A 25,822-nucleotide genomic window follows, 5' to 3' on the forward strand; every position below is an offset into this window, starting at 1 on the left:
CCGCCACCCGTCTCATCCCATCGAAGCGGCTACCCGCTACCCAAGTAGCATTCGTCGCCCCCCACAGACTTCGTACACTCGTGCCTCATACACACGCACCTGCGGGAGGTAAGGATGCAGCAGAGCGAAGGCATCGTCAGTGCCATGTCCCAGGCCACCGATGCCCGGCAGGTCGCGCAGGAACTGGCACGACAGTTGTTGCACCCACACCTGGGGTTCGTGTTGTTCTTCTGTTCCGCCGAGTACGACTTGCAGGCGCTGGGCCAGGCCTTGCAGCAAAGCTTCGGCGGCATTCGCCTGTCGGGCTGCACCAGTGCCGGGGAAATCACCCCGCTGGGCTACGGGCGCAATTGCGTGACGGCGGTGGGCTTCGATCATCGGCACTTTTCCATCGCGATCGAGATGATCGACCAGATGGAGCACTTCAGCCTGATCGACGCCCAGCAGATGGTCGAGCGCCTGGTCAGTGGCTGTCGCAGCAACACCCTGGCCCCGATCAAGGGCAACAGCTTTGCCCTGACCCTGCTCGATGGCCTGTCCAGCCGCGAAGAAATGGTCCTGGCAGCCTTGAGCGCGGCATTGGGCGACATCCCGCATTTCGGCGGCTCGGCCGGCGACGATAACTACCTGACCCATACCCATGTGTACTTCGATGGCGAGTTTCACAGCGGCGCGGCCGTGGTGGTGCTGGTCAATACCTGGCTGGATTTCGAAGTGTTCACCACTCACCACATGCTGCCCCGAACCGAGAAACTGGTGGTCACCGGGGCCGACAGCACCTTGCGCCGAGTCTTCGAACTCAATGCCGAGCCGGCCGCCGCAGAGTACGCCCGGCACATTGGCGTGCCGGTGGCGGAGCTTGATCACCGGGTCTTTGCCGCGCACCCGTTGGCGGTGCGGATCAACCAGCAATACTACGTGCGGGCCATTCAGCAGGTGCATCCGGATCTGAGCCTGAGTTTCTACTGCGCTGTGGAAAACGGCATCGTCCTGACTGCCATGACTCCGGGCCCGATGCTGCCGAACCTGCAGAGCCTGTTCGAGGGTTTGCAGGAGCGTTTGGGGGATTTGCTGCTGACCATCGGTTGTGACTGTTTTCTGCGGCGTCTGGAGCTCGAAGACGACGGCAGTCTTGACCGGATCGGCGCGTTTTTGCGTGAGCAACGGGTGATGGGTTTCAACACCTATGGAGAACAGTTCAATGGCATGCACATCAACCAGACCTTCACTGGCGTTGCCATTGCCCGTGGCCGTGCCCCCGGACATCGCTGAGTTGCAGGCCGAACTGGCCGGCCTGCGCCTGGAAAACCATAAACTGCAGCGCATCAATGGCGCGCTGATCGAACGGGTCGAATCCGGGGTGACCCGCGGCAACGATCCATACGCGGCATTCCAGCATTCGGTGGTGCTGGCCGAGCAAGTGCGCGAACGCACTGATGCCCTTAACCAGGCCATGGCCGAACTCAAGGCCGGTAATCATTTGCTCAGCGAAGCCCGCCTGCGCGCGGAAACGGCGCATCAACACCTGATCGATGCCATCGAAAGCATTTCCGATGCCTTCGTCTTGTTCGACGCCGAGCAGCGCATCGTGCTGTTCAACAGTCGTTTCAAGGCGTTCTGGAGCAACAGCCGGGTGCGGATCAACGCCGGCATGCGCCTGACCGAGGTCAAGCGGCTGATGATGAACAACGCCCTGTTCACCGAAGAGCCGCGCGGGCATGCCGACGAGAACCTGCTTTACCGCCTGCAGAACGGGCGCTGGCTGCAAGTCAGCGAGCGGCCGACCCAGGAAGGGGGGCGGGTGATCCTGTTCACCGACATTACCGACGTCAAACTCAGCGAAACCGTACGCCGTGAGCAGGCGGTGGCGCAGAAGTCGCATCTGTTGCAACGGGCGGTCGACAACCTGTCCCAAGGCGTGGCGATGGTCAGCGCCGAGGGCATCCTGGAGTTGTGGAACCGGCGTTTCCTGGAGTTGAGCGGTCTGGCGCCTGTGGCGGCTCATCGCCCGTTTACCGAAGTGATCGCCGACAGCGAGTTGAACCTCTTGACTCCGGCCAGTCGCGATGGCAACGGACGACCGGTACGGGAATGCGAGCAGCGCCTGTACGATGGCCGGGTCCTGGAAATCCGCACCCACCCGTTGCCTACCGGCGGTTTCGTCAACACCTTCACCGACATTACCGAACGCTACCAGCACGCCGAGGCGCTGAGTGAAAGCGAACACTGGATTCGCCTGATCACCGATCACGTACCGGCATTGATTGCCTACCTCAATGCTGATCTGGTCTACGAGTTCACCAACAAGGTCTACGAAGAGTGGTACTGCTGGCCCCGAGGCGTGATGCTCGGCCAGAGCCTGCGCGAAGTGCACAGCGAACAGCACTACCAGCGGCTGGAGTCCTACGTGGCCAGGGCACTGGCCGGCGAGAGCGTGACCTTCGAGTTTGCCGAAACCAACGTCAATAATCAGGAACGCTACATGCTGCGCTCCTATGTGCCCAATCGTCTGGCCAGTGGCGAGGTGGTGGGGATTTTCGTACTGATCCGCGACATCACCGAACGCCGCCGCACCGCCGAGGCGCTGCATCAGGCTTATCAGAACCTTGAGTTGCGGGTACGCGAACGCACGGCGGAATTGACCATCCTCAACGACCAGCTGCTGCGTGAGATCGATGAGCGTCGCCTGGTCGAGTCACGCTTGCGCGAGGCCAAGCAGGAAGCCGAGCAGGCCAACCTGTCGAAAACAAAGTTCCTCGCCGCCGTCAGCCATGACCTGCTGCAACCTTTGAATGCTGCGCGACTGTTTACCAGTGCCTTGCTGGAGCGGCGCGAGCCGATGTCCAGCGAGACTCTGGTGCGCAACGTGAGCAATTCCCTGGAGGACGTGGAAAACCTGCTCGGCACCCTGGTGGATATTTCCAAACTCGATGCGGGGGTGATCAAGGCCGACATTGCGCCGTTCGCCCTCAGTGAACTGCTGGACAACCTGGCCGCCGAATACACCCAGGTGGCGCGCAGTGAAGGCCTGCAACTGCACTTCATCGGTTGTTCGGCGCTGGTGCGCAGCGACATCCAGTTGCTGGCGCGGATTCTGCGCAACCTGCTGAGCAATGCGATTCGCTATACCAGCAGTGGCCGCGTGGTGCTGGGTTGCAGGCGTCATCATCAGTGCCTGTCGATCGAAGTCTGGGACAGCGGCATGGGCATTGCCGAGCATCGCCTGGAGGAGATTTTCCAGGAGTTCAAGCGCGGTGATGTGCAGCGACCGGATCAGGATCGCGGTTTGGGCCTGGGCCTGGCGATCGTCGAGAAAATTGCCGGCATCCTCGGGCACCGCATTCATGTGCGCTCGTGGCCGGGCCGGGGCTCCATGTTCTCGGTCGAAGTTCCATTGAGCACCACCGCGCCGAAACCGCCGCCGACGTTGCAGATGAGCGAGCCGATGCTTGAACGCCTGCGTGGCGCACGGATATGGGTGCTGGACAACGATGCGACCATCTGCGCTGGCATGCGCACTTTGCTGGAGGGATGGGGGTGTCGGGTGGTGACGGCGCTGTCGGAGGAGGACCTGGCGCGGCAAGTGGACAACTACCATGCCGAGGCCGACTTGCTGATCGCTGATTACCACCTGGACAACGATCAGAATGGTGTCGACGCCGTGGCACGCATCAATGCCCGGCGCGCATCACCGGTCCCGGCGATGATGATCACGGCCAACTACAGCAATGAACTCAAGCAGCAGATCCGCGAACTGGGTCACACCCTGATGCACAAGCCGGTGCGGCCGATGAAGCTGAAGACGGCGATGAGTCATCTACTCGGCCGGCCTTGAGAACCCGGCGTTTTTACCACCGCTATCGCGAGCAAGCTCGCTCCCACAGGGACAGCATCGTACCTGTGGGAGCGGGCTTGCTCGCGAAAGGGGCGCCGCGGTCTTGCTGACTCAACGCCGCAGATAAGACCCGAAATCGATATCCCCGGCACTCAAGATCGCCTGCACCCGGTTGTGCACGTTGAGCTTGCGCAGGATTGCCGAGACGTGGGCCTTGACCGTGGTTTCGGCGATTTCCAGGGTGTAGGCGATCTGCTTGTTCGATTCGCCCTTGGTCATGCGCTCCAGCACCTGCAGTTGCTTGCGGGTCAGGGCCTGGAGCAGTTCGGGCGGGAAGCTCGGGGTGTCGTTCATCCGCCGGTGGGTACTGCTTTTGGCGGTGCGGATGATGTCCGGGGGCAGGTAGACATTGCCATTGAGAATTTGCTGGATGGCATCGGTCATCTGGGTGCGTGCTGACGACTTGGTGATGAAACCCACCGCACCGTAGGTGATGGCTTGCAGCACGATTTGTTTGTCTTGTTCGGCGGAGACAATCACCACTGGAATGGTCGGCGCTTCGTTACGCAGGTTGATCAGGCCATTGAGCCCGTGCATGCCGGGCATGTTCAGGTCGAGCAGGATCAGGTCGAGGTCGTCGTGTTCCTGGGTCAGCGCCAGGGCGCTGTCCAGGTCAGCGGTTTCCATCACCTCACTGCCGGCAAAACCGTCGCTGATGACGTTGTGAATGGCTTCGCGAAACAGCGGGTGATCGTCGGCAATCAGAATTTTGTACATGGCCTTTCACCTCATTATTTTGATTATGGTGTGGCAACAGCACGCACGCGTAAAGCTCAGGGAAAGGGTTCGGGTCTGGACGGCGAAACCGGCAGATTGGCCGCTTGCCAGGCGTCCAGGCCATCGCGATACCAATACAGGGTCTTATAGCCCATGGTGGCTGCGCGTTTGACCGCGTTCCAGCTCAACCAGCAGTCGGAGCGGCAATAGAAGACCAGCGGTTGCGTCGGGTCCCCGGCGGTCAGCTTTTTCAGGTTGCCGGCGAAATAGTCCTGCCATTGTGGTGTCAACTCACCGTCGCCGGTGTTGGCCAGCCAATGGCTGCCGGGCAGGTTTTCATGGGGCTGGTCTTCGATGAATTGCCCTTGCAGCCATTGGCGACGGTAGACGTCGATCAGCAGCGGGCGCGGGGTTTGGCCGAGCAGGGCTTGCAGGGCGTGGGTATCGACGATGGTTGCGCCTTGCAGTTGGTCTGGCGTCGGGCTGCGGTACAGGCCGATGCGATAGCCGTCGGTGGAGAACAGCGCAGTGTCGGCCTGCGCGGTGCTCAGCAGCAGGCCCAGCGACAGGGCGGCGAGAGTTGGGCGCAACAGGCAACGTCGGGCTCGCGGCATGGGTTCAGTCCTTATTGTTATGGACCTATTACATGCCAGTCGGGGGACGTTGGGAATGCGACGATAGACAGGGAAACCAGTACTAAAGTAGTAATTTCACCCTGTTCAATGGAGATCCCCCTGTGTTGTCAGTTGGATTTGCGCAAGGCCGCGTGCTGCGGGTTGAAAGTCAGTACGGCGAGCAACGCAAACAGCAGTGTCAGCCCCGTGCACACCGTCAGCGCCAGCGGGTTGAAGCGTTCATACAGGGCGAAACGCACCAGCTCCACCGCATGAGTAAAGGGATTCACCGCGCACAGCCAGTACAACCATTCGCTGGCTTCGCGCATCTTCCACAGTGGATACAGCGCCGATGACAGGAAAAACAGCGGGAAGATCACGAAATTCATTACCCCGGCAAAGTTCTCCAGCTGGCGGATCGCGTTCGACAGCAAAAGGCCCAGTGCGCTGAGCATCAACGCCACCATCAGCAGCGCCGGTAACGCCAGCAACAGGCCCATGGCCGGTGGCCGCACGCCGTAAACCCAGGCTATCGCCAGAAACCCATACACCTGCAACAACGATATCAGTGACGTGGCCAGCAGCTTGCTGCACAGCACGAAGGTGCGCGGCAGGGGGCTGGTCAGCAACACGCGCATGCTGCCCATCTCGCGGTCGTAGACCATCGACAGTGATCCCTGCATGCCGTTGAACAGCAGGATCATGCAGGCTAGACCGGGAATAATGTAGACCTCATAGGGAATGTAGGTGTCATAAGGCTCGATGATCGCGATCCCGAGCGCTGCGCGAAAACCGGCCGCGAACACCAGCAGCCACAGCAGCGGCCGCACCAGGGCGCTGAGAAAACGCGTGCGTTGCAGCACAAAACGTAGCCATTCGCGCAGCACGATACCGCTAAAGCATTGCCAGTAAGCGCTCATTGCATGGCTCCTGTGGTCGTCAGACGGGTGAATGCCGAAGCGAGGTCACCGCCGTGTTCCAGGCTCAGGGCATCCGCCTGTCCGCTGGCGACCAGCCGGCCATGATGAAGAATCAGCAAGTCGTCACTGGGCTGCACTTCGTCGAGCAGGTGGGTGGTCCAGAGCACGCTGATGCGCTCCTCGCGACACAGACTGCGCATGTGCTGATTGAGCGCCAGGCGACTCGCCGGGTCGAGGCCGACACTGGCTTCATCGAGCAGCAGCAGGCGCGGCTCGTGCAACAGGGCGCGGGCAATTTCCAGCCGGCGGCGATGGCCGCCATTGAGTTCACGCACCCGGTCGCGGCGGCGCTCGGTCAGGGCTTGGCGGGCGAGTTCGGCATCGACCCGAAGACCGGTCTGACGCCGGGACAGGCCATGCAATGCCGCGTGATAACGCAGGTTCTGCTCGACGCTGAGGTCCAGGTCCAGGGTGCTTTGCTGGAACACCACGCCCAACTGCCTGAGTGCCGGGCGTGCCGCGCTGCGCAATGAACAGCCACCGACGCGGATCTCGCCGTGCTGCAGATCATAGAGCCGGGTCAGCAGGGCAATCAGGGTCGACTTGCCGGCGCCGTTGGGCCCCAGCAGCGCAGCGAAACGCCCGGGTTCCAGGCTGAAACTCACCTTGCGCAATGCCTCTCGAGCACCATAGGCGAAGCTCAGGTCACTGACTTCAAGGGCGTTCATGGGGTCACCACCACGCCCCAGGGATAGCGCCCGACTTTCACCGATTTGCTGACCTTGAGGCTGTCGACATCGATCACTGAGACATCGCCGCTGACGCCGTTGGTGGTCAGCAATTGCTTCTGGTCCGCGGTGAACGCCATTTGCCAGACCCGTCGGCCCACCAGCAGGTAATCGAGAATCTCGAAAGTCCTGGCATCGATTACTGCCACATGGTTGGCGGGGCCGAGTGCGACGAAGCCGTACTTGCCATCGGCGCTGAGCTTGATGCCGACCGGCTGGACCTTGTCCGGGTGCACGCCCTTGATCTGGAAGTTCAGGGTCTTGAGCACGGTGCGGCTGGCCACATCGAGAATGGTCACGGTGCCGCCGATTTCCGCCGAGGCCCAGAGCTTCGTGCCATCGGGGGAAAATTCGACGAAGCGCGGACGCTGGTCCACCAGGGTGCTGTCGGCCAGGGTCTGGGTGCTGGTGTCGATCCAGTGCAGCATGTTGGTGGTTTCGCTGGTGTTGACCGCCCACTTGCCGTCAGGGCTGACAGCCATGCCCTCGGGCTCGACGCCGACATCGATCTGGCCGAGCACCTTGGAGGTCTCGGTGTCGATCACCGTGACCAGCGCATCGTCTTCGTTGGAGACGTACAACCAGCGGTTGTTCGGGTGCAGGGCGAATTGCTCGGGGTCTTTGCCCGAGGGCAGCTCCTTGATGATCTTGCGCGTGGCGACGTCCATCACCTGGACCCGGTCCGAGTCGCTGGCGCAGATGTACAACAGCTTGTTGTCATGGGACAGCAGCAGGCCGCGGGGGCGCTGGCCGACGGGCAGGGTGTCGGTGACTTGCAGGGTCTGCATGTCGATCAGGCTCAGGCTGTTGTCCTTTTCGTTGGAGACCCAGGCAGTGCTGGCAACGGCATGGCCAGCGGCGAGCAGCAAGGTGCACGAGAGCAGGGTGCGGCGCATGGCGGATTCCTTGTTGTTGTGATGTTCGGATCAGGGAAAGCGGCAACTGACCTCGGACTTGTCGTAACCCAGGCTGTCCATCTCGTTGAACGGGTGCAGAAAGCCGTCCTGGGGTGACGTGCTGACCAGTGCCCGGGGCTGGACAATGGGAATCGGCTGACGCAACTGGCCGTTCCACGGCCGATAGCTGAGCTTGCGGCCCTTGAAACCGTCGAGCGGCAACTGGTCGCTGATTTCTAGCGTGCGGATCGCCATTGGTTCGGCCTGACGCAGTTTGCTCACGGCACTGGCGATACTGCGCACGGCAATCCATGCCGCGAAATCACGGTCATTCATCCAGCGTCCGGTCAGGGCTTCAAAGCGTTTTTGCAGTTGCGCGGCACCGTAGGTTTCCACGGTTTTGTGCCAGCCCACCGGGGTCAGGCCTTGGGTGCCGGCGACCGGGCGCGGGTACCAGGTCTGGTAGGGCACGTATTCACCGAAGTCGCCGCGTTCATCGGCCACCAGCACCACGTCGTACTCGTCGGTCTGGGTGAACAGCGGCATATCCGCCTGAGCACTGCGTCGCTGATCGTTATCAAAGCTCCAGGGTTTTTCCGCCACCAGTTGCAAGCCGAAGCGTTTGGTGGCGCGGCGCAGGGCGACTGCATAGGCCTGATCGTCCGGGGTCGGGCCGACAATCAGCAGCGCCCGCTGCCATTTACGCAGCACCAGAAACTGCACCAGTGCATCGGCGAGCATCGCCCGGCTCGGCAAGGTGTGCAGCACGTTCGGCAGGCAATCGGTGGTGCGCAGGTTGTCATCGGGGCTACCGGCGTTGAACAGCAAACTGTCGGGCAGTGCGGCACTCAATTGACGCAGGCTGGTTGCGGGGACATTCACCACAAACAGGCGCAGACCTTGTTCATGCTGCACCTTTGCCGCATCGAGCAAAGCTTCGGGGCTGTCGACGCTGGCGCCGACCAGGCTGTACCTGTGATTGAGAAAACGCCCGGTACTGTTGCTGTCGGTGATCGCCAATTCAGCGCCACGCAGCCCGGCATCGGCGGGTTCCGGAATGACGTTCGACAGCAGCGGGCCAGGGTCGGGACGAAAGCCCAGATAGCCGATCCGCACCTGCAATGGCGCATCCGCGGCCTGGCACTGGGTGGCCAGACTGGCGGTGCCGGCAATCGCCAGCAGGCAGCTCAAGGCGTAGGGGGCAAGCTGGTGCATAAGGCTCTCCATGACCGTTAGCGCCAGCATAGGAAGCCTGTGGTGCAGTGAAAATATGCAGAAAGTACCGAAGGGCCAGTACCAAGGTAGTAGCCCGCCTGGTGCTGCGCGGTTCTAGCATTGGCAACCACGGCCATTGATCCGGAGGAGATTGATCATGCGGATCGTCAAAACTCTGCTCCTGCCGTTCCTGCTGATCCTGACCCTGATCGGTGTCGACCGGCTCCACGGCCCGCGTCCCGTGTCCACCGATCGCCTTACGACCAAGGGAGTAGGTGGCGACCACCAAAGCAGCATGGGGCCTGTGCGCAGGGCTTTCTAAGATGGCTGCCATAGCCTCTGCCAAGAGGTTTTGCGTGCAATCCTGAGGGCATAACAATGAAAACAAAACGCAACGTCTTGCTCGTGACCGGGCTGCTGGCCGGTCTAATCAGCGCAGGTTCCGTGTGGGCCCACGGCAACGTGGTACCCCAGGCCGTGGAAACCAAGGGACTGACGCCAATCAAGGAGGCCGGCGTACAACTCGATGCCGACGGCTGGGCCGCGGTAAACCCTTATCGCACCGCCCCGGAACATGACAAGGCAGTGGAAATCGGCGCTTCGGCTTATACCCAGAACTGCGCTGCCTGTCATGGCCTGGAAGCCAAGTCCGGCGGTATCGCCCCCGACTTGCGCATGCTCGATGTCGGTGAGTCGGGCGATGAATGGTTTGCCGAACGGGTGCGCCATGGCGCGGTGCGCGACGGTCGGGTGTACATGCCGAAGATGGCCGACTACCTGAGCCAGGAAGCCCTGTGGGCGGTGCGCACTTATCTGGACACTGTGCACGTCGAGGAGTGACCCATGCGCCTGCTCGCGGTGTTGATCGGCGTTCTGTGGCTGTGCTGCCAGCCGGCGCAGGCGCAGGTTCGCAGTTACGACGAATTGATCGCCGCCGGAGAGCTGAAAGTGGCGGTCTACAAGGACTTCGCCCCCTACAGCTTTGAAAGCGCCGGCAAGCCCCAAGGTGTCGATGTCGAACTTGCCGAGGCCTTGGCCAAGGCGCTCGGTGTGCGCTTGTTGCTGATCTGGGCGCCGGCCGGAGAAAAGCTCGATGATGACCTGCGCGACTACATCTGGCGTGCCAGTGCCTTGCACAATCAGCAACTGGCCGACCTGATGATGCGCGTGCCCTACGACCGTGACTACGCGCAGAAGCGTAATGAGTTCGGCGAACTGGAAAATGGTCATGTGGTGATGTTCGGTCCGTACCAGAACGAACAATGGCAGGTGGCCTACGACCGCCGGCGGCTGGATAAAGTAACCAGTGTCGCGGTGTTCGAGCAGCACCCGATTGGTGTCGAAGTCGACAGCGTGCCGTCGTTCTACCTGACCTCGGTGTTCAACGGCATGCTTGCCGGCAAGACGCATCACTATCCCGGCGTGCCCCAGGCGTTTGCCGCGATGAAAGCCGGTGAGGTCGACGCGGTGATGGCCATGCGCGGCGAGATCGACTGGCAGGTACGCCAGGCTGCCGACCCGCAAGTGGCGTTGGCGCAAAACGCCTACCCGAACATGGGTAAGCAGCTTTGGGAAATTGGCATGGCGGTGCACGAAAGCAACCGTCAACTGGCTTATGCCGTGGAAGAGGCGCTCGAAGGCCTGATCCGCGAGGGCTCGGTGAAGACCATCTACGGCCATTACGGCCTGCGTTACGACGTGCCCGAGATGTATCAATAGGAGCATACGATGAAATGGCGAGGGAGTTGCCTGTTGGCTTGCTGGTTAAGCCTGGCGGCACAGGCTGCCGAAATCGATCCCGGCAAAGACCCGGTGCCATCGGTGATGTGGACGTTCTATCACAAGCAGTTTCTTGGCAATGCGCCGTTCGTATTCGATGATCGGGTCAAGGTGCTGGCGCCGCCGTTTGCCGAAGATGCCCGGCAAGTACCGCTGGAAATCGATGCCCGGGCGTTCAGCGGCGAGGTGGTAAAAATCCTCGCTTGGGCAGAGCTGAACCCTTTGCCGAAAATTGTCGACTTCCAGCCGCTGAGTTCCGTTTTGCCCTGGCTGTCGTTGCGCATTCGCATCGAACAGGCCACGCCCCTGCGCGCGGCGGTGTTGACCCGCGACGGGCTGTGGCATGTCGGATCGACCCTGATTGACGCGGTGGGTGGCGGCTGCACCGCGCCGAGCGTGGTACGCAGCCAGCCGGGCTGGGAGGAGCACATCGGCGAAGTGCTCGGCGGCCGCTATCCCCGGGGCGAGTTAAGCCGTTTGCGTTTGCAGGTGGCCCATCCCATGGACAACGGCATGGTCAGCGGCATTCCGGAATTCTTCATCAACCATGCCGAGCTGCGCGACCACAACGAGCAAGTGCTGGCCCGGCTGGAGCTGTTTCCTGCGGTCAGCGAAAACCCCAACCTGGCCTTCGACATCGTGGGAGCAGGGCAAACGCGCCTGCTGCTACGGGACAACAGCGGCAATGAGTTCGATGCGTCGATCCCCTGACCCCAAGGAGCGTGGCATGCGCTGGATCCTGTTGATGGTGTTAAGCGTCAGTCTGCCGGCCCTGGCCGATCTCGACTACTCACTCAAGCCCCGGCAGATCGCCCAGGACACCTGGGTGCTGGAAGGCAGCACTGATAATTTCGCCAAGGCCAACGGCGGCAACATCGTCAACACCGCGTTCATCGTCACCGAACTCGGAGTGGTAGTGATCGACAGCGGGCCGTCGAAACGTTACGGCGAAGCGATGCGCAAGGCGATTGCCGCTACCACGGATAAACCGGTGATCCAGCTGCTGCTGACCCACCATCACCCGGATCATGTGCTGGGCAATCAGGCCTTCAGCGACGTGCCGATAGGTGCCTTGGCTGGCACCACTGAGCTGTTGCATCAGCAAGGCGATGCCATGGCCGAGAATTTGTATCGAATGGTCGGCGACTGGATGCGCGGCACTGAGGTGGTATTGCCCACCCAGGTGCTGATACCCGGCGTGAAAAGTTTTGGGAATCACGATTTGCGTCTGCTGAGCCTGGGTGGGCATACGGGCGCGGATCTGGCTATTCTCGACCAGCAAACCGGCGTGCTGTTTGCCGGGGACCTGGTGTTTTATCAACGGGCGCTGACCACGCCCAACAGCCCAGGGCTGTCAGTGTGGCTGGCGGACATCGCGACCCTGCAAGGCTTGCCCTGGACGCAGGTCGTGCCGGGCCACGGGCCGGTGTCGAGCGACCCACAACCCTTCGAGCAGATGCGCGATTACCTGAGCTGGCTCGATCAGCTCATGCGCGACGGCGCGGCCAATGGCAGCGACATGGCCGAGATGATCCGCAGCCCCATCCCCGAACGTTTCGCCAGCGTCAACCTGAGCCGATACGAACTGATCCGCAGCATCAGTCATCTGTACCCGCGCTACGAGCGCGAGCGGATGACGCGGGTGGATTCCAACGCAAATAACTGACCCACCCGATCTAATGTGGGAGCGGGCTTGCTCGCGAAGGCTGAGTGTCAGGCGACATCGATGTCGAATGTACCGGCCTCTTCGCGAGCAAGCCCGCTCCCACAGGGGGGCTGTGTCGGGCACAAAATCCGCTACTCATCTTCTCCGAACCTGTACCAAGGAACTAGCAATCTCCATATTGCGGGCAATTGTTGCCCGGGCGGCGGCGCTCAAGAATCTGCACCAGACCGGGAAAATCTCCCGGAAATAACAAAAGTCCGCAGAGGAAGCCGTCATGACCCAACCCGCACGTCGCCAGCCCTTCGTCTTGAGCCTGCTGCTCAGTGCCATGCTGTTGTCCGGCCAGGCATTGGCCGGGGTTTCCGACCAGGACATTCTCCAGGACCCGAAGAACCCGGAACAGGTCGTGACCAACGGCCTGGGCGTTCAAGGGCAGCGCTACAGCCCGCTGGATATTCTCAACGTCGACAACGTCAAGGAGCTGCGCCCGGCCTGGGCGTTTTCCTTCGGCGGTGAAAAACAGCGTGGCCAGCAAGCGCAGCCGATGGTCAAGGACGGCGTGATGTACATGACCGGTTCCTACTCGCGGGTGTTTGCCGTGGATGCACGCACCGGCAAGAAGCTCTGGCAATACGATGCACGCTTGCCGGACGACATCCGTCCCTGCTGTGACGTGATCAACCGCGGCGTCGCGCTGTATGGCGACCTGGTGATTTTCGGCACTCTCGACGCCAAGCTCGTGGCACTGAACAAGGATACCGGCAAGGTGGTGTGGAGCAAGAAAGTCGCCGACCACAAGGAAGGCTACTCGATCAGCGCCGCGCCACTGGTGATCAATGGCAAGCTGATTACCGGCGTGGCCGGTGGCGAGTTCGGCGTGGTGGGCAAGATCGAGGCCTACGACCCGAAAAACGGTGATCTGCTGTGGACCCGGCCGACGGTCGAAGGCCATATGGGCTACGTCTACAAGGACGGCAAAGCGGTGGAGAACGGCATCTCCGGCGGCGAGGCGGGCAAGACCTGGCCGGGCGATCTCTGGAAAACCGGCGGTGCGGCCCCTTGGCTTGGCGGTTATTACGACCCGGAAACCAACCTGCTGCTGTTCGGCACCGGCAACCCGGCACCGTGGAACTCGCACCTGCGCCCTGGCGACAACCTTTACTCCTCGTCGCGCCTGGCGCTCAACCCGGACGACGGCACCATCAAGTGGCACTTCCAGAGCACGCCCCACGACGGTTGGGACTACGACGGCGTGAACGAGCTGGTGTCGTTCAACTACAGCGAAGGCGGCAAGGAAATCAAGGCGGCGGCCACGGCCGACCGTAACGGTTTTTTTTACGTGCTGGACCGCACCAACGGCAAATTCATCCGTGGCTTCCCGTTCGTGGACAAGATCACCTGGGCCACCGGCCTGGATAAGGACGGACGGCCGATCTACAACGAAGCCAGCCGTCCCGGCGCCCCGGGTTCGGAAGTCAAGGGCAGTTCGGTGTTCGTAGCGCCGGCGTTCCTCGGCGCGAAAAACTGGATGCCGATGGCCTACAACAAAGACACCGGGCTGTTCTATGTGCCGTCCAACGAATGGGGCATGGACATCTGGAACGAAGGCATCGCCTACAAGAAAGGCGCGGCGTTCCTCGGCGCCGGCTTCACCATCAAACCGTTGAACGAAGACTACATCGGCGTGCTACGGGCCATCGACCCGAAAACCGGCAAGGAAGTCTGGCGTCACAAGAACTACGCGCCGCTGTGGGGCGGGGTGCTGACCACCAAGGGCAACCTGGTGTTCACCGGCACGCCTGAAGGTTTCCTGCAGGCGTTCAACGCCAAGACCGGCGAAAAGGTCTGGGAATTCCAGACCGGCTCCGGCGTGCTCGGCTCGCCCGTGACCTGGGAAATGGACGGCGAACAGTACGTCTCGGTGCTCTCCGGCTGGGGCGGCGCGGTACCGTTGTGGGGCGGCGAAGTGGCCAAGCGGGTGAAGGACTTCAACCAGGGCGGCATGCTCTGGACCTTCAAACTGCCCAAGGACCTGGTGGCCAAACACTGATCAATCTGACTCCACCGCATAACCCCTGTAGGAGCGAGCCTGCTCGCGATGGTCGTCAACGATAACGCTTGAAACCTGATACCCCGTGGCGTTCTCGGGTTCATCGCGAGCAGGCTCGCTCCTACAGTGATCTGTGTGAAACCTACGACCAAATAACGAGAGCCCCTCCTGCCAACGATGCATTCGTCTGGCACGCGGGGCTCTCTAGTATCGGTTCATCGCCTGTCAGTACGACAGGCATCGACCCAGACAGAGGCCCATCATGATCTACGCTCAACCCGGAACCCCAGGCGCCGTCATTAACTTCAAACCGCGCTACGGCAACTTCATCGGCGGTGAGTTCGTCGCGCCGGTCAATGGCGAGTACTTCACCAACACCTCGCCGGTCAATGGTGAAGTGATCGCCGAATTCCCACGCTCCAGCGCCGCCGACATCGACAAGGCCCTCGACGCCGCCCATGCCGCTGCCGACGCCTGGGGCAAGACCTCGGCCCAGGACCGCTCCCTGGTGCTGCTGAAAATCGCCGACCGCATCGAGCAGAACCTTGAGGTCCTGGCCGTCACCGAAACCTGGGACAACGGCAAGGCCGTGCGCGAAACCCTGAACGCCGACGTGCCGCTGGCGGCCGACCACTTCCGATACTTCGCCGGTTGCATTCGCGCCCAGGAAGGCGGGGCTGCCGAGATCAACGAACTGACCACGGCCTATCACTTCCATGAGCCCCTGGGCGTGGTCGGGCAGATCATTCCGTGGAACTTCCCGCTGCTGATGGCCGCCTGGAAACTCGCCCCGGCGCTCGCCGCCGGCAACTGCATCGTGCTCAAGCCTGCCGAGCAAACACCGCTGTCAATCATGGTCTTCGCCGAGTTGATCGCCGACCTGCTGCCGGCGGGCGTACTGAATATCGTCCAGGGCTTTGGCCGCGAAGCCGGTGAGGCCCTGGCCACCAGCAAGCGCATCGCCAAGATCGCCTTCACCGGTTCGACCCCGGTGGGCGCGCACATCATGCATTGCGCCGCCGAGAACATCATTCCGAGCACCGTCGAACTGGGCGGCAAGTCGCCGAACATCTTCTTCGAAGACATCATGAATGCGGAACCGGCGTTCATCGAAAAAGCCGCCGAAGGCCTGGTGCTGGCGTTCTTCAACCAGGGCGAAGTCTGCACCTGCCCGTCCCGGGCGCTGGTGCAGGAGTCGATCTACGAGCCGTTCATGGCCGAGGTGATGAAGAAGATCGCCAGGATCAAGCGCGGCAACCCGCTGGACACCGAGACCATGGTCGGCGCCCAGGCGTCCGAGCAGCAATACGACAAGATCCTCTCGTACCTGACCATTGCCCGGGAGGAGGGCGCCGAGTTGCTCACTGGCGGCGCGGCCGAACGCCTGGAGGGAGATCTGTCCAGCGGTTATTACATCCAGCCGACCCTGCTCAAGGGTCATAACAAGATGCGTGTGTTCCAGGAAGAAATCTTCGGCCCGGTGGTAGGTGTCACCACCTTCAAGGACGAAGCCGAAGCCCTGGCCATCGCCAACGACAGCGAGTTCGGCCTCGGCGCCGGCCTGTGGACCCGCGACATCAACCGCGCCTATCGCATGGGCCGGGCGATCAAGGCCGGGCGCGTGTGGACCAACTGCTACCACCTGTACCCGGCGCACGCCGCGTTCGGTGGCTACAAGAAGTCCGGCGTTGGCCGGGAGAATCACAAGATGATGCTTGATCATTATCAGCAGACCAAAAACCTGCTGGTGAGCTACGACATCAATCCGCTGGGGTTCTTCTGACTTCGCACTAACGACAACCACCCTGTAGGAGCGAGCTTGCTCGCGATGGACGTCAACGATGACGCGTTCTGTCTGTCTGTACGCGGTGTCTTCACGACCTTCGCGAGCAAGCTCGCTCCTACAACGTTTGTGCGTGCATGTCGACCGCACACCCCCTACCAAATCACCCCGCAAACTCCTTCGAAAGTAGCATTCGGGCGCCCGATGCCCCGTGCATTAATGGCACTACCGGAATCACCCGGCACAAGAAGAGGAATGACCCATGTGGACTAAACCCGCGTTTACCGATCTGCGCATTGGCTTCGAAGTGACGATGTATTTCGCCAACCGTTGATTGATCACCCGGCCAGCCGATGCGTTGGCCGGGCCTGCCTTCCGGAGCATCTGCCATGTACATCCGCGTTCTCGGTTCCGCCGCTGGCGGTGGTTTCCCGCAGTGGAACTGCAACTGCCGCCAGTGCGCCGGTGTGCGCAATGGCAGCCTGCGGGCCCAGCGCCGTACGCAGTCGTCGATTGCCCTGAGTGACGACGGTGTGGAGTGGGTGCTGTGCAACGCGTCACCGGACATTCGCGCGCAACTCGAGAGTTTTGCGCCACTGCAACCGACGCGGCGCCTGCGTGAGAGCGCCATCGCCGGCATCGTGCTGCTGGACAGCCAGATCGACCATTGCACCGGTTTGCTCAGCTTGCGCGAAGGCTGCCCGCATGACGTCTGGTGCACCGAGCGTGTGCATCAGGACCTGAGCAGCGGTTTCCCGTTATTCAACATGCTCGGACACTGGAACGGCGGACTGCACTGGCAACCGGTTGGCCTCGATCGCCAGCCGTTCGGCATCCCGGCCTGCGAACATTTGCAATTTCGTGCGATTCCCCTGGTGAGCAACGCGCCGCCGTATTCGCCCAATCGTGGCAACCCGCAACCGGGGGACACCATTGGCTTGTTCATTGAAGACCTGCGCAACGGCGCCTCGCTGTTCTATGCGCCGGGCCTTGGCCGAATCGACGATGAAGTGCTGGGCTGGATGCAGCGCGCCAATTGCCTGTTGCTGGACGGCACCCTGTGGCGCGACGACGAAATGCGTATTTGCGAGGTCGGCCAGAGCCTGGGCAGCGAAATGGGGCACCTGGCACAAAGCGGCCCCGGCGGGATGCTTGAAGTGCTGGAGGGTTTCAATCGCCAGCGCAAGGTGCTGATCCACATCAACAACACCAATCCCATTCTCGATGAGGACTCGGCCGAGCGGGCATTGCTGGAGCGGCGGGGGATCGAAGTGGCATACGACGGCATGAGTATTGAGCTGTAGCGAAGGACGCCTTCGTCGGATCGCCGCCCGGAGCAAGCCCGCTCCCACAGGTTTTGTGGACACTGCCGAACCCTGTGGGAGCGGGCTTGCCCGCGAAGAGGCCGGACCAGACGCCGCAGAACTTCCCGGAGAACGCAATGACAGACAGCCCAATGACCCCTGGCGAATTCGAAGCCGCCCTGCGCGCCAAGGGCGCCTTCTACCACATCCATCACCCCTTCCATCAAGCCATGTACGCCGGCCGCGCCAGCCGCGAACAGATCCAGGGCTGGGTCGCCAATCGCTTCTACTATCAGATCAACATTCCGCTGAAGGACGCCGCAATTCTCGCCAACTGCCCGGACCGTGACGTGCGCCGGGAGTGGCTGCAACGGATTCTCGACCACGACGGCGTCCCCGGCAGCGAGGGCGGAATCGAAGCCTGGCTGCGCCTGGGCGAAGCCGTGGGCCTGCATCGCGAGCAGATCCTCTCCCAGGAGCTGGTGTTGCCAGGGGTGCGTTTTGCGGTGGATGCCTACGTCAATTTCGCTCGTCGTGCCTGTTGGCAGGAAGCGGCCAGCAGTTCGCTGACCGAACTCTTTGCCCCGCAGATCCATCAATCGCGACTCGACGCCTGGCCCACTCATTACCCGTGGATCGACGTCGCCGGCTACGACTATTTCCGCACGCGCCTGGGCCAGGCGCGGCGCGATGTCGAACATGGTTTGCGTATCACCTTGGCGCACTACGTGACGGCCGAGGGGCAACAACGCATGTTGGAAATCCTGCAATTCAAGCTCGACGTGTTGTGGAGCATGCTCGATGCCATGAGCATGGCCTACGAACTTGCGCGCCCGCCGTATCACACGGTCACCGGCGAGAATGTCTGGCACCGGGGGATCGCCCTGTGAACCTGATCGATCGCCAGCAGTCACCGGCCTTGCGTCGCGGTTTTCGGCTGCAATGGGAGCCCCGTCAGCACTGCCATGTGCTGCTGTACCCCGAAGGCATGATCAAGCTCAACGCCAGTGCCGGGCAGATTCTCGACCTGGTGGATGGCCAACGCAGCGTGGCGGCGATCATTGATCGATTGAGCGCGAACTTCCCCGGCGTACCGGGGATCGACGAAGACGTGCTGGCGTTTCTGGAGGTGGCCCATGCGCAATTCTGGATCGAGTGAGACGCTGCCCGGACCACCATTGTGGCTGCTCGCCGAGCTGACCTACCGCTGTCCGCTGCAATGTCCCTATTGCTCCAATCCATTGGATTTTGCTCGGCACGGCGAGGAGCTGAGCACGCAAGAATGGATTCGCGTATTCCGCGAAGCGCGGGACATGGGCGCCGCGCAATTGGGCTTTTCCGGTGGCGAGCCGCTGGTACGCCAGGACCTCGCCGAACTGATCAAGGCTGCCCGGGACATGGGCTACTACACCAACCTGATTACCTCCGGCATCGGCCTGACCGAGCAGAAGGTGCGCGACTTCAAGGTGGCCGGGCTGGACCATATCCAGATCAGCTTCCAGGCCGCCGACGAAGCGGTGAACAATATGCTCGCCGGCTCGCGCAAAGCCTTTACCCAGAAACTCGCCATGGCCCGTGCGGTGAAAGCCCAGGGTTATCCAATGGTGCTGAACTTCGTCACTCATCGGCACAACATCGACCGGATCGCGCAAATCATCGAGTTGTGCCTGGAACTGGAAGCGGACTTTGTCGAACTGGCCACGTGCCAATTCTATGGCTGGGCTGAACTCAACCGCGTCGGCCTGTTGCCCACCCGCGAGCAATTGCAGCGTGCCGAGCGCATTACTAATGAGTACCGTGAACGCCTTGAAGCCCAGGGTCACCCGTGCAAGCTCATCTTCGTCACCCCGGACTACTACGAGGAACGTCCCAAGACCTGCATGAACGGCTGGGCCAACCTGTTTCTCGACATCACCCCCGACGGCACGGCCTTGCCTTGCCATAGCGCCCGGCAGTTGCCGGTACAGTTTCCCAATGTGCGCGAGCACAGCATCGAGCACATCTGGAACGACTCGTTCGGCTTCAATCGTTTTCGCGGCGATGACTGGATGAAGGAGCCGTGCCGCTCCTGCGACGAAAAGCACAAGGACTTGGGAGGCTGTCGTTGCCAGGCCTTCATGCTGACCGGCGATGCCAGCAATGCCGACCCGGTGTGCAGCAAGTCCGCGCACCACGGCGTGATCCTCAAGGCTCGCGAAGAAGCCGAAGCGCCGGGGTTGGGGATCGAACACCTGACGCTACGCAACGCGAAGGCTTCGCAACTGATTTATCGCGGCTAGTCTGGCGACACAGATCCCTTGTGGGAGCGGGCTTGCTCGCGAAGGCGGAGTGTCAGTCACCACCAATATTGACTGACAGGACCTCTTCGCGGGCAAGCCCGCTCCCACAGGGGATTTGCGGAGAGTTCAAATGTGAGTACACCCCAGGCAGTGCTACCCATTGGTCTGATTGCATTCACAGCTGGATGGTTTAGTGTGGCTTGTACCTTTCAAAACAATAAAAACAGGCTTTCCAATGAGCCAGAGTCTCAACCAGCTGCGTAAATTCGTTTCGCCTGAAATCATCTTCGGTGCCGGTAGCCGGCACAATGTCGGCAACTATGCCAAGACCTTTGGCGCGCGCAAGGTCCTGGTGGTCAGTGATCCCGGCGTGATTGCCGCTGGCTGGGTCGCCGATGTCGAAGCCAGCCTGCAAGCCCTGGGCATCGAATACTGCCTTTACAGTGATGTCTCGCCCAACCCGCGGGTCGAAGAAGTGATGCTCGGCGCCGAGCTGTACCGGGAAAACCATTGCGACGTGATTGTCGCCGTCGGTGGCGGCAGCCCGATGGACTGCGGCAAAGGCATTGGCATCGTCGTCGCCCATGGCCGCAGCATTCTCGACTTCGAGGGCGTGGACACCATCCGCGTGCCCAGCCCGCCGCTGATCCTGATTCCGACCACTGCCGGCACCTCGGCCGACGTCTCGCAATTCGTGATCATTTCCAACCAGCAGGAACGCATGAAGTTCTCCATCGTCAGCAAGGCCGTGGTGCCGGACGTTTCGCTGATCGACCCGGAAACCACCCTGAGCATGGATCCGTTCCTGTCGGCCTGTACCGGCATCGACGCGTTGGTGCATGCCATCGAAGCTTTCGTGTCCACTGGTCACGGGCCGCTGACCGACCCCCATGCGCTGGAGGCGATGCGCCTGATCAATGGCAACCTGGTGCAAATGATCGCCAACCCGACCGACATCGCCCTGCGCGAGAAGATCATGCTCGGCAGCATGCAGGCCGGGCTGGCGTTTTCCAACGCAATCCTGGGCGCCGTGCATGCCATGTCCCACAGCCTCGGCGGCTTTCTCGACCTGCCCCACGGCCTGTGCAACGCGGTGCTCGTCGAGCACGTGGTGGCCTTCAATTACAACTCGGCACCGGAGCGCTTCAAGGTGATCGCCGAGACCTTCGGCATCGACTGCCGAGGCCTTAATCACCGGCAGATTTGCGGGCGCCTGGTCGAACACCTGATCGCCCTCAAGCACGCCATCGGCTTTCACGAAACCCTCGGTTTGCATGGCGTCAGGACCTCGGACATCCCGTTCCTGTCGCAGCATGCGATGCACGATCCGTGCATCCTGACCAACCCGCGCGAATCCAGCCAGCGTGATGTCGAGGTCGTCTATGGCGAAGCCCTCTGACGAGCAACAACGGGCTCTGGCCGGGCTGCTGGGGTTAGGCAGCCATTCGGCCCGCAAGAGTCATTATCCGGAACTGGCCGCGCGCCTGGATGATCTGGAAGCCGAGCGAAACCGCTACAAGTGGCTGTTCGAAAACGCGGTGCACGGGATCTTCCAGGCCAGCTTGCGCGATGGCATGCGCGCTGCCAACCCGGCGCTGGCACACATGCTCGGTTACCAGGACCCACAGGAGGTGCTGTTCTCCCTGACCGACCTGGCCAGCACCCTGTTCGTCGACGGCGCGCAGGAACTGGAAAACATCGGCGAAATCCTCAGGCACCAGCGCAGCCTGCACGGCTATGAAACCCGCTTGCGCCGCAAGGACGGCAGTCACCTCGAAGTGTTGATGAACCTGCTGCTCAAGCCTGGTCAGGAAGGGCTGGTGGAAGGGTTCGTCTCCGATATCACCGAGCGCAAGCTGGCCCAGCAGCGCCTGCAGCAACTCAATGACGAACTGGAGCAGCGCGTCGTCGCGCGCACCGATGAATTGCTCGAAGCCAACCGTAACCTTCAGCAGCAGATCACCCAGCGTAAACAGATCGCCCGGGCCTTGCGCGACGCCCGCGATGCCGCCGAGGCCGCCAATCACAGCAAAGACAAATACCTCGCCGCCGCCAGCCACGACCTGCTGCAACCGCTGAACGCCGCGCGGTTGCTGATTTCGACTTTACGCGAACGCAACTTGCCGGAAGCCGAACAGGTGCTGGTGGAACGCACTCACCAGGCCCTGGAAGGAGCCGAAGACCTGCTGACGGATCTGCTCGACATTTCCCGGCTCGATCAGGCTGCGGTCAAGCCGGACATCGCGCTATACCGCCTCGACGAACTGCTCGGGCCGCTGGTGTCGGAGTTCCAGTCCGTTGCGCAGGCGGCCGGCTTGAACCTGCGGGTGCGCATGGCCGATTACGCCATCAGCACCGACTTGCGCCTGATGACGCGGATCCTGCGCAATTTCCTCAGCAATGCCTGCCGCTACACCAATGAAGGCAGCATCCTGCTCGGGGCAAGGCGCCGAGGCGAGATGTTGCGCCTGGAGGTCTGGGACACCGGGCGTGGCATCGCCGCAGACCGGCTCGATTCGATCTTCCTCGAATTCAACCAGTTGGACGTCGGCCGAGCCGCCGACCGCAAGGGCGTGGGCCTGGGGCTGGCGATTGTCGAGCGCATCGCCAAGATCCTTGGCTATAAAATCGGCGTGTACTCGTTGCCGGGGCGTGGTTCGATGTTCAGCATCGAGGTGCCGATATCCGATGAGGTTCCGTTACCTGTGAGTCAGGCGGTGCCACAACCGGGCACTGGAGACCCGCTGCCGGGACGTCGTTTATTGGTGCTCGACAACGAAGTGAGCATTCTCGAAAGCATGAGCGCATTGCTCGGGCAGTGGGGCTGCGATGTAGTGACCGCCACCGATGAAGCGTCTGCGCTGGCGGCATTGCGCGGGCAGGCGCCGGAACTGATTCTCGCGGACTATCATCTCGATCACGCGGTGGTTGGCTGTGATGTGGTGCGACATTTGCGCGAGCATTACCACCAGAGCATACCTGCGGTGATCATTACTGCCGACCGCACCGACCATTGTCGGCGTGCGTTGCAGCGGCTCAATGCACCGTTGCTGAACAAACCGGTGAAGCCCGGCAAGTTGCGAGCGGTGTTGAGTCAACTGTTGGGGGCATCTGCCTGAAGCGGCCGATGCTCGCGCCAGGTTCCGGGGCGAGGGGGCAAGCCCCCTCGCCACAAAGACTCGCTCCCACAGGGGATGGGGTTGTCAGCTGGAAATCATCGGCGGCAGGGTGCCCAGCAATGAAACCGCCGCCACCGCGCCAAGTCCCAGCAACCATTCGAACATCACGCTCGCCCGCAACGTCGCCAGACGCTGCTCGCAATCATCGATGCGCAGCCGATTGAACAATGCCAGGCCCAGCATCGCTGCCACCAGCACAGCCTTGATCAACAGGATCAAGGCGAAGCCGGTGAACAACGGCGTTGGCCAGAATGCCCCGGTGAGCACCCGCACATTGATCAGACCCGTGATCAGCAGCCCGGCGACCAAGCCGTAACCGACGCCGCTGAAGCGCTGCAACATCACGCGGATCGAATGCCCCGCGGGCTCTCGCAGAATCATCACCAGCAGCATCAAGCCGCCGAGCCAGGCACCCACGCAGATCAAGTGAATGAGTTGATTGAGGATCAGCAAATGGCCTGCGGTGCCATCGAGCATCGCGCCGTGGCCGACCGGGGCCAGCGTGGCCACCAGCAGGCCGCTGAAGATCAGGCGCAGCGCAAGGCTGGTGCGTAGAGGCGTCAGCAGCAACGCCAGCAACACCATGTTGATCAGCAAATGCCAGCGCCAGACCTGACCGAAAAAGGTACTGCCCAGTACCAGGTTCAGGGTCGCTGGATCGAAGGCCGCGTCCCAGGCCCCGGCCATGCTCGCGGTAATCAGCAACAACCAGCAGACACCGCTGGCCAGCGCCACTACGGCCAGCCAACGGGAAATTCGTGCCAGCCGCTGATCCAGTGCGGTTTCGCCAGTTGAAAGCAGAGGCCTGAACACCCAGGCCCCGAACAGCATCAACACCACGATGAAATGCAGGAAGCGGCACAGCACCAACGCGCTCACCATGAATTACTGGCCAACCTTGAAGGCGTAGGCACCTTCGCTTTTGTGGGTGTCGACCGACACGGCGTGCCATTCGACTTTGTAGGCGCCGGCGGTCAACGGCGCGGCCGGGGTGACGATCAGGGTCTTTTTGTCGCTACCCTCAGTGGCCAGCGCTTTTACCGCTACGGGTGCGCCGTCCCTGGTCAGCGTGACTTTGGTGAAACTGGCTTCGACGCCTTCGGAGAACTCCAGGCGCAATTCCGTTGCCGTGGCGACGGTGCTGTCGGCGGCCGGTGTCTGACTTTTCAGGTGGGCGTGGGCAAACACCGAAGAAGCGGCGAGCAGCGAGCCGAGCAGGGCAGCAACGGTCAGGGTTTTCTTCAGCAGCATCGTGGGTACCTCAGGCAGTTTCCAAGTGCGCAGAGTTTAGCTTTACGACAGCGGCTGTACGAAGTTTCGTTTTCCTCTGTCGCCGCAGTCCAGAGCGGATGCTAGTCTTGCTCAACGTTGTTGTCGGGGATCGGCATGGGCAATCACAAGATCGAGATTCGTCGCAGTAACGTCGAGAAAATTCTGCTGGGGGCGGAAAAAGTCTTCGCTGAAAAGGGTTTCGGCGGCACCGCCATGGCCGACATCGCCGCTGAAGTGCAACTGCCGCGCTCCAATCTGCATTACTACTTCAGCACCAAGACCGAATTGTACAGCGCCGTACTGTTCGACTTGCTGGAAGTCTGGAAGCAGGACGCGCTGTGTTTCGAGATGTTCGATGACCCGCGCGTGGTGCTCAGCAGCTACATCCGCGCCAAGATGAACCATTCCCGCAGCCGGCCCTATGGTTCGAAAGTCTGGGCCAACGAAATCATCCATGGCGCGCCGACCCTCGGCGCAGCGCTGGATGCGAGCCTGTACGACTGGGCCAAGATGAAGGAAGCGAAAATCCGCCAGTGGGTGGACGACAAACGCATCCTGCCGGTGGAGCCTTCTAGCCTGCTGTACATGATCTGGGCCTCGACCCAGCACTACGCCGACTTCGATCACCAGGTGAATATTCTCAACGACCATCAGCCGCTGTCGGACATGCAGTTCGAAAAGGCAGTGCAGACGGTGACCAGTGTGATTTTGCGGGGGATCGGGTTGGAGCCTTGAGGTTGGGTGGTGTGGCTGCTGGCCTCTTCGCGGGCAAGCCCGCTCCCACAGGGGATCTCAGTGTTAATACGATCCCTGTGGGAGCGAGCTTGCTCGCGATGGCGTCGGTTCAGGCGCCGCGAGTATCAAGGACTGACGTGATACGGATTCCTCGGATCATGATTCCAGTCCAGGAACGGCTTGCCGGTCTCCACCGGCACCATCTCGATACAGTCCTGCACCGGGCAGGTGATCTGGCACAGATTGCAGCCCACACACTCCTCATCGATCACTTGATATTTATGCGTGCCGTCCGCTTGCTTGAGGCTGGCTACCGCCTGGTGCGACGTGTCCTCACAAGCGATATGGCAACGACCACAGCCAATGCAGGCCTCCTGATCGATTTTTGCGATCACCTGATAGTTGATGTCCAGGTACTTCCAGTCCGTGGTATTGCCCACCGCGCGCCCGGAAAACTCCGCGACGCTGGCGTAGCCCTGACTGTCCATCCAGCGTGACAAACCGTCCTTCATGTCTTCGACAATCCGGAAGCCATGCAGCATTGCCGCCGTGCACACTTGCACCGCGCCGCTGCCCAGGGCGATGAATTCCGCGGCGTCGCGCCAGTTGCCGATGCCGCCGATGCCGCTGATGGGCAGGCCTTGGGTTTGTGGGTCGCGGGCGATTTCGGCGACCATGTTCAAGGCAATCGGCTTGACTGCCGAGCCGCAGTATCCGCCGTGGGTGCTTT

26 protein-coding genes are annotated in these 25,822 nt (G+C 61.6%); 17 read left to right on the top strand and 9 right to left on the bottom strand.

The window, feature by feature from the left end; translation table 11 throughout:
• The first annotated feature begins 114 nt into the window (after positions 1-114).
• A complete protein-coding gene (gene nosP, locus PMI29_RS02860; RefSeq protein WP_008003494.1) occupies positions 115-1,272 on the top strand; it encodes a nitric oxide-sensing protein NosP in 1,158 nt (385 codons plus the stop codon).
• Positions 1,202-3,835 carry a hybrid sensor histidine kinase/response regulator NahK/ErcS' gene (nahK, locus tag PMI29_RS02855; protein WP_081501721.1) on the top strand — a complete coding sequence of 878 codons (2,634 nt, stop codon included), beginning with the start codon at positions 1,202-1,204 and terminating at the stop codon, positions 3,833-3,835. The genes nosP and nahK overlap by 71 nt, the downstream gene beginning before the upstream one ends.
• 111 nt (positions 3,836-3,946) lie before the next feature.
• Here the strand turns inward: nahK and PMI29_RS02850 are convergent, their stop codons facing one another.
• The 6 genes from PMI29_RS02850 to PMI29_RS02825 form a co-directional block, all read right to left on the bottom strand.
• The gene (locus PMI29_RS02850) at positions 3,947-4,612 is read right to left on the bottom strand and encodes a response regulator transcription factor (RefSeq protein ID WP_008003496.1); all 666 of its coding nucleotides are present in this window, start codon (positions 4,610-4,612) and stop codon (positions 3,947-3,949) included.
• 56 nt (positions 4,613-4,668) lie between these two features.
• Positions 4,669-5,226 (bottom strand): PQQ-dependent catabolism-associated CXXCW motif protein, encoded by a 558-nt coding sequence (locus PMI29_RS02845; RefSeq protein WP_008003497.1) that lies wholly within the window; start codon positions 5,224-5,226, stop codon positions 4,669-4,671.
• Between the two features lie 128 nt (positions 5,227-5,354).
• Complete coding sequence (locus PMI29_RS02840; RefSeq protein ID WP_008003498.1) at positions 5,355-6,146, bottom strand: ABC transporter permease; 792 nt, start codon at positions 6,144-6,146, stop codon at positions 5,355-5,357.
• Positions 6,143-6,874 (bottom strand): ABC transporter ATP-binding protein, encoded by a 732-nt coding sequence (locus PMI29_RS02835; protein WP_008003500.1) that lies wholly within the window; start codon positions 6,872-6,874, stop codon positions 6,143-6,145. The genes PMI29_RS02840 and PMI29_RS02835 overlap by 4 nt, the downstream gene beginning before the upstream one ends.
• Positions 6,871-7,830 (bottom strand): YVTN family beta-propeller repeat protein, encoded by a 960-nt coding sequence (locus tag PMI29_RS02830; RefSeq protein WP_008003502.1) that lies wholly within the window; start codon positions 7,828-7,830, stop codon positions 6,871-6,873. The genes PMI29_RS02835 and PMI29_RS02830 overlap by 4 nt, the downstream gene beginning before the upstream one ends.
• Before the next feature lie 30 nt (positions 7,831-7,860).
• Complete coding sequence (locus tag PMI29_RS02825) at positions 7,861-9,045, bottom strand: ABC transporter substrate-binding protein (protein ID WP_033052730.1); 1,185 nt, start codon at positions 9,043-9,045, stop codon at positions 7,861-7,863.
• A gap of 157 nt (positions 9,046-9,202) precedes the next feature.
• Here PMI29_RS02825 and PMI29_RS32330 point away from each other — a divergent pair, with 157 nt between their 5' ends.
• The 14 genes from PMI29_RS32330 (at position 9,203) to PMI29_RS02765 (ending at position 23,025) form a co-directional block, all read left to right on the top strand.
• Positions 9,203-9,367 carry a hypothetical protein gene (locus PMI29_RS32330; protein ID WP_008003506.1) on the top strand — a complete coding sequence of 55 codons (165 nt, stop codon included), beginning with the start codon at positions 9,203-9,205 and terminating at the stop codon, positions 9,365-9,367.
• 56 nt (positions 9,368-9,423) lie between these two features.
• Positions 9,424-9,885, top strand: a complete 462-nt coding sequence (pedF, locus tag PMI29_RS02820; protein WP_008003508.1) for a cytochrome c-550 PedF — start codon at positions 9,424-9,426, stop codon at positions 9,883-9,885.
• Positions 9,886-9,888: 3 nt separating this feature from the next.
• Entirely contained in the window at positions 9,889-10,764 is an 876-nt protein-coding gene (locus PMI29_RS02815; protein ID WP_008003510.1) for a substrate-binding periplasmic protein, read from the top strand.
• A 9-nt stretch (positions 10,765-10,773) separates the two neighbouring features.
• A complete protein-coding gene (locus tag PMI29_RS02810; protein WP_008003511.1) occupies positions 10,774-11,535 on the top strand; it encodes a quinoprotein dehydrogenase-associated SoxYZ-like carrier in 762 nt (253 codons plus the stop codon).
• A gap of 16 nt (positions 11,536-11,551) precedes the next feature.
• A complete protein-coding gene (locus PMI29_RS02805) occupies positions 11,552-12,490 on the top strand; it encodes a quinoprotein relay system zinc metallohydrolase 1 (RefSeq protein WP_008003513.1) in 939 nt (312 codons plus the stop codon).
• Positions 12,491-12,764: 274 nt separating this feature from the next.
• Entirely contained in the window at positions 12,765-14,540 is a 1,776-nt protein-coding gene (locus PMI29_RS02800) for a PQQ-dependent methanol/ethanol family dehydrogenase (protein ID WP_008003516.1), read from the top strand.
• A gap of 262 nt (positions 14,541-14,802) precedes the next feature.
• On the top strand, positions 14,803-16,323 hold the full coding sequence (exaC, locus tag PMI29_RS02795) for an acetaldehyde dehydrogenase ExaC (RefSeq protein WP_008003518.1): 1,521 nt from the start codon (positions 14,803-14,805) through the stop codon (positions 16,321-16,323).
• Positions 16,324-16,585: 262 nt separating this feature from the next.
• Positions 16,586-16,657 carry a pyrroloquinoline quinone precursor peptide PqqA gene (gene pqqA / locus PMI29_RS31545; protein ID WP_003253598.1) on the top strand — a complete coding sequence of 24 codons (72 nt, stop codon included), beginning with the start codon at positions 16,586-16,588 and terminating at the stop codon, positions 16,655-16,657.
• Positions 16,658-16,712: 55 nt separating this feature from the next.
• Positions 16,713-17,627: a pyrroloquinoline quinone biosynthesis protein PqqB gene (gene pqqB, locus PMI29_RS02790; RefSeq protein ID WP_008003520.1), complete on the top strand. Its 915-nt coding sequence runs from the start codon at positions 16,713-16,715 to the stop codon at positions 17,625-17,627.
• Between the two features lie 137 nt (positions 17,628-17,764).
• Positions 17,765-18,517, top strand: a complete 753-nt coding sequence (pqqC, locus tag PMI29_RS02785; protein ID WP_008003522.1) for a pyrroloquinoline-quinone synthase PqqC — start codon at positions 17,765-17,767, stop codon at positions 18,515-18,517.
• Positions 18,514-18,786 (top strand): pyrroloquinoline quinone biosynthesis peptide chaperone PqqD, encoded by a 273-nt coding sequence (gene pqqD, locus PMI29_RS02780; protein WP_008003524.1) that lies wholly within the window; start codon positions 18,514-18,516, stop codon positions 18,784-18,786. Before pqqC ends, pqqD begins: the two co-directional genes overlap by 4 nt.
• Positions 18,764-19,906 carry a pyrroloquinoline quinone biosynthesis protein PqqE gene (gene pqqE, locus PMI29_RS02775; RefSeq protein ID WP_008003525.1) on the top strand — a complete coding sequence of 381 codons (1,143 nt, stop codon included), beginning with the start codon at positions 18,764-18,766 and terminating at the stop codon, positions 19,904-19,906. The genes pqqD and pqqE overlap by 23 nt, the downstream gene beginning before the upstream one ends.
• Positions 19,907-20,141: 235 nt before the next feature.
• A complete protein-coding gene (ercA, locus tag PMI29_RS02770) occupies positions 20,142-21,305 on the top strand; it encodes an alcohol dehydrogenase-like regulatory protein ErcA (protein WP_008003527.1) in 1,164 nt (387 codons plus the stop codon).
• A complete protein-coding gene (locus PMI29_RS02765) occupies positions 21,289-23,025 on the top strand; it encodes a PAS domain-containing hybrid sensor histidine kinase/response regulator (protein ID WP_008003529.1) in 1,737 nt (578 codons plus the stop codon). The genes ercA and PMI29_RS02765 overlap by 17 nt, the downstream gene beginning before the upstream one ends.
• Before the next feature lie 84 nt (positions 23,026-23,109).
• Here PMI29_RS02765 and copD read toward each other — a convergent pair whose 3' ends face one another.
• Positions 23,110-23,967: a copper homeostasis membrane protein CopD gene (copD, locus tag PMI29_RS02760; protein ID WP_008003531.1), complete on the bottom strand. Its 858-nt coding sequence runs from the start codon at positions 23,965-23,967 to the stop codon at positions 23,110-23,112.
• Between the two features lie 3 nt (positions 23,968-23,970).
• Positions 23,971-24,336 carry a copper homeostasis periplasmic binding protein CopC gene (gene copC, locus PMI29_RS02755; RefSeq protein WP_008003532.1) on the bottom strand — a complete coding sequence of 122 codons (366 nt, stop codon included), beginning with the start codon at positions 24,334-24,336 and terminating at the stop codon, positions 23,971-23,973.
• A gap of 135 nt (positions 24,337-24,471) precedes the next feature.
• Between copC and PMI29_RS02750 the strand changes: the two genes are divergently transcribed.
• Positions 24,472-25,092, top strand: a complete 621-nt coding sequence (locus PMI29_RS02750; RefSeq protein WP_008003535.1) for a TetR/AcrR family transcriptional regulator — start codon at positions 24,472-24,474, stop codon at positions 25,090-25,092.
• Between the two features lie 125 nt (positions 25,093-25,217).
• Here PMI29_RS02750 and PMI29_RS02745 read toward each other — a convergent pair.
• A partial coding sequence (locus tag PMI29_RS02745; protein ID WP_008003537.1) for a 4Fe-4S dicluster-binding protein occupies positions 25,218-25,822 on the bottom strand: 605 nt, incomplete at its 5' end.

The sequence above is a fragment of the Pseudomonas sp. GM49 genome, from assembly GCF_000282355.1.
Classification (GTDB): domain Bacteria; phylum Pseudomonadota; class Gammaproteobacteria; order Pseudomonadales; family Pseudomonadaceae; genus Aquipseudomonas.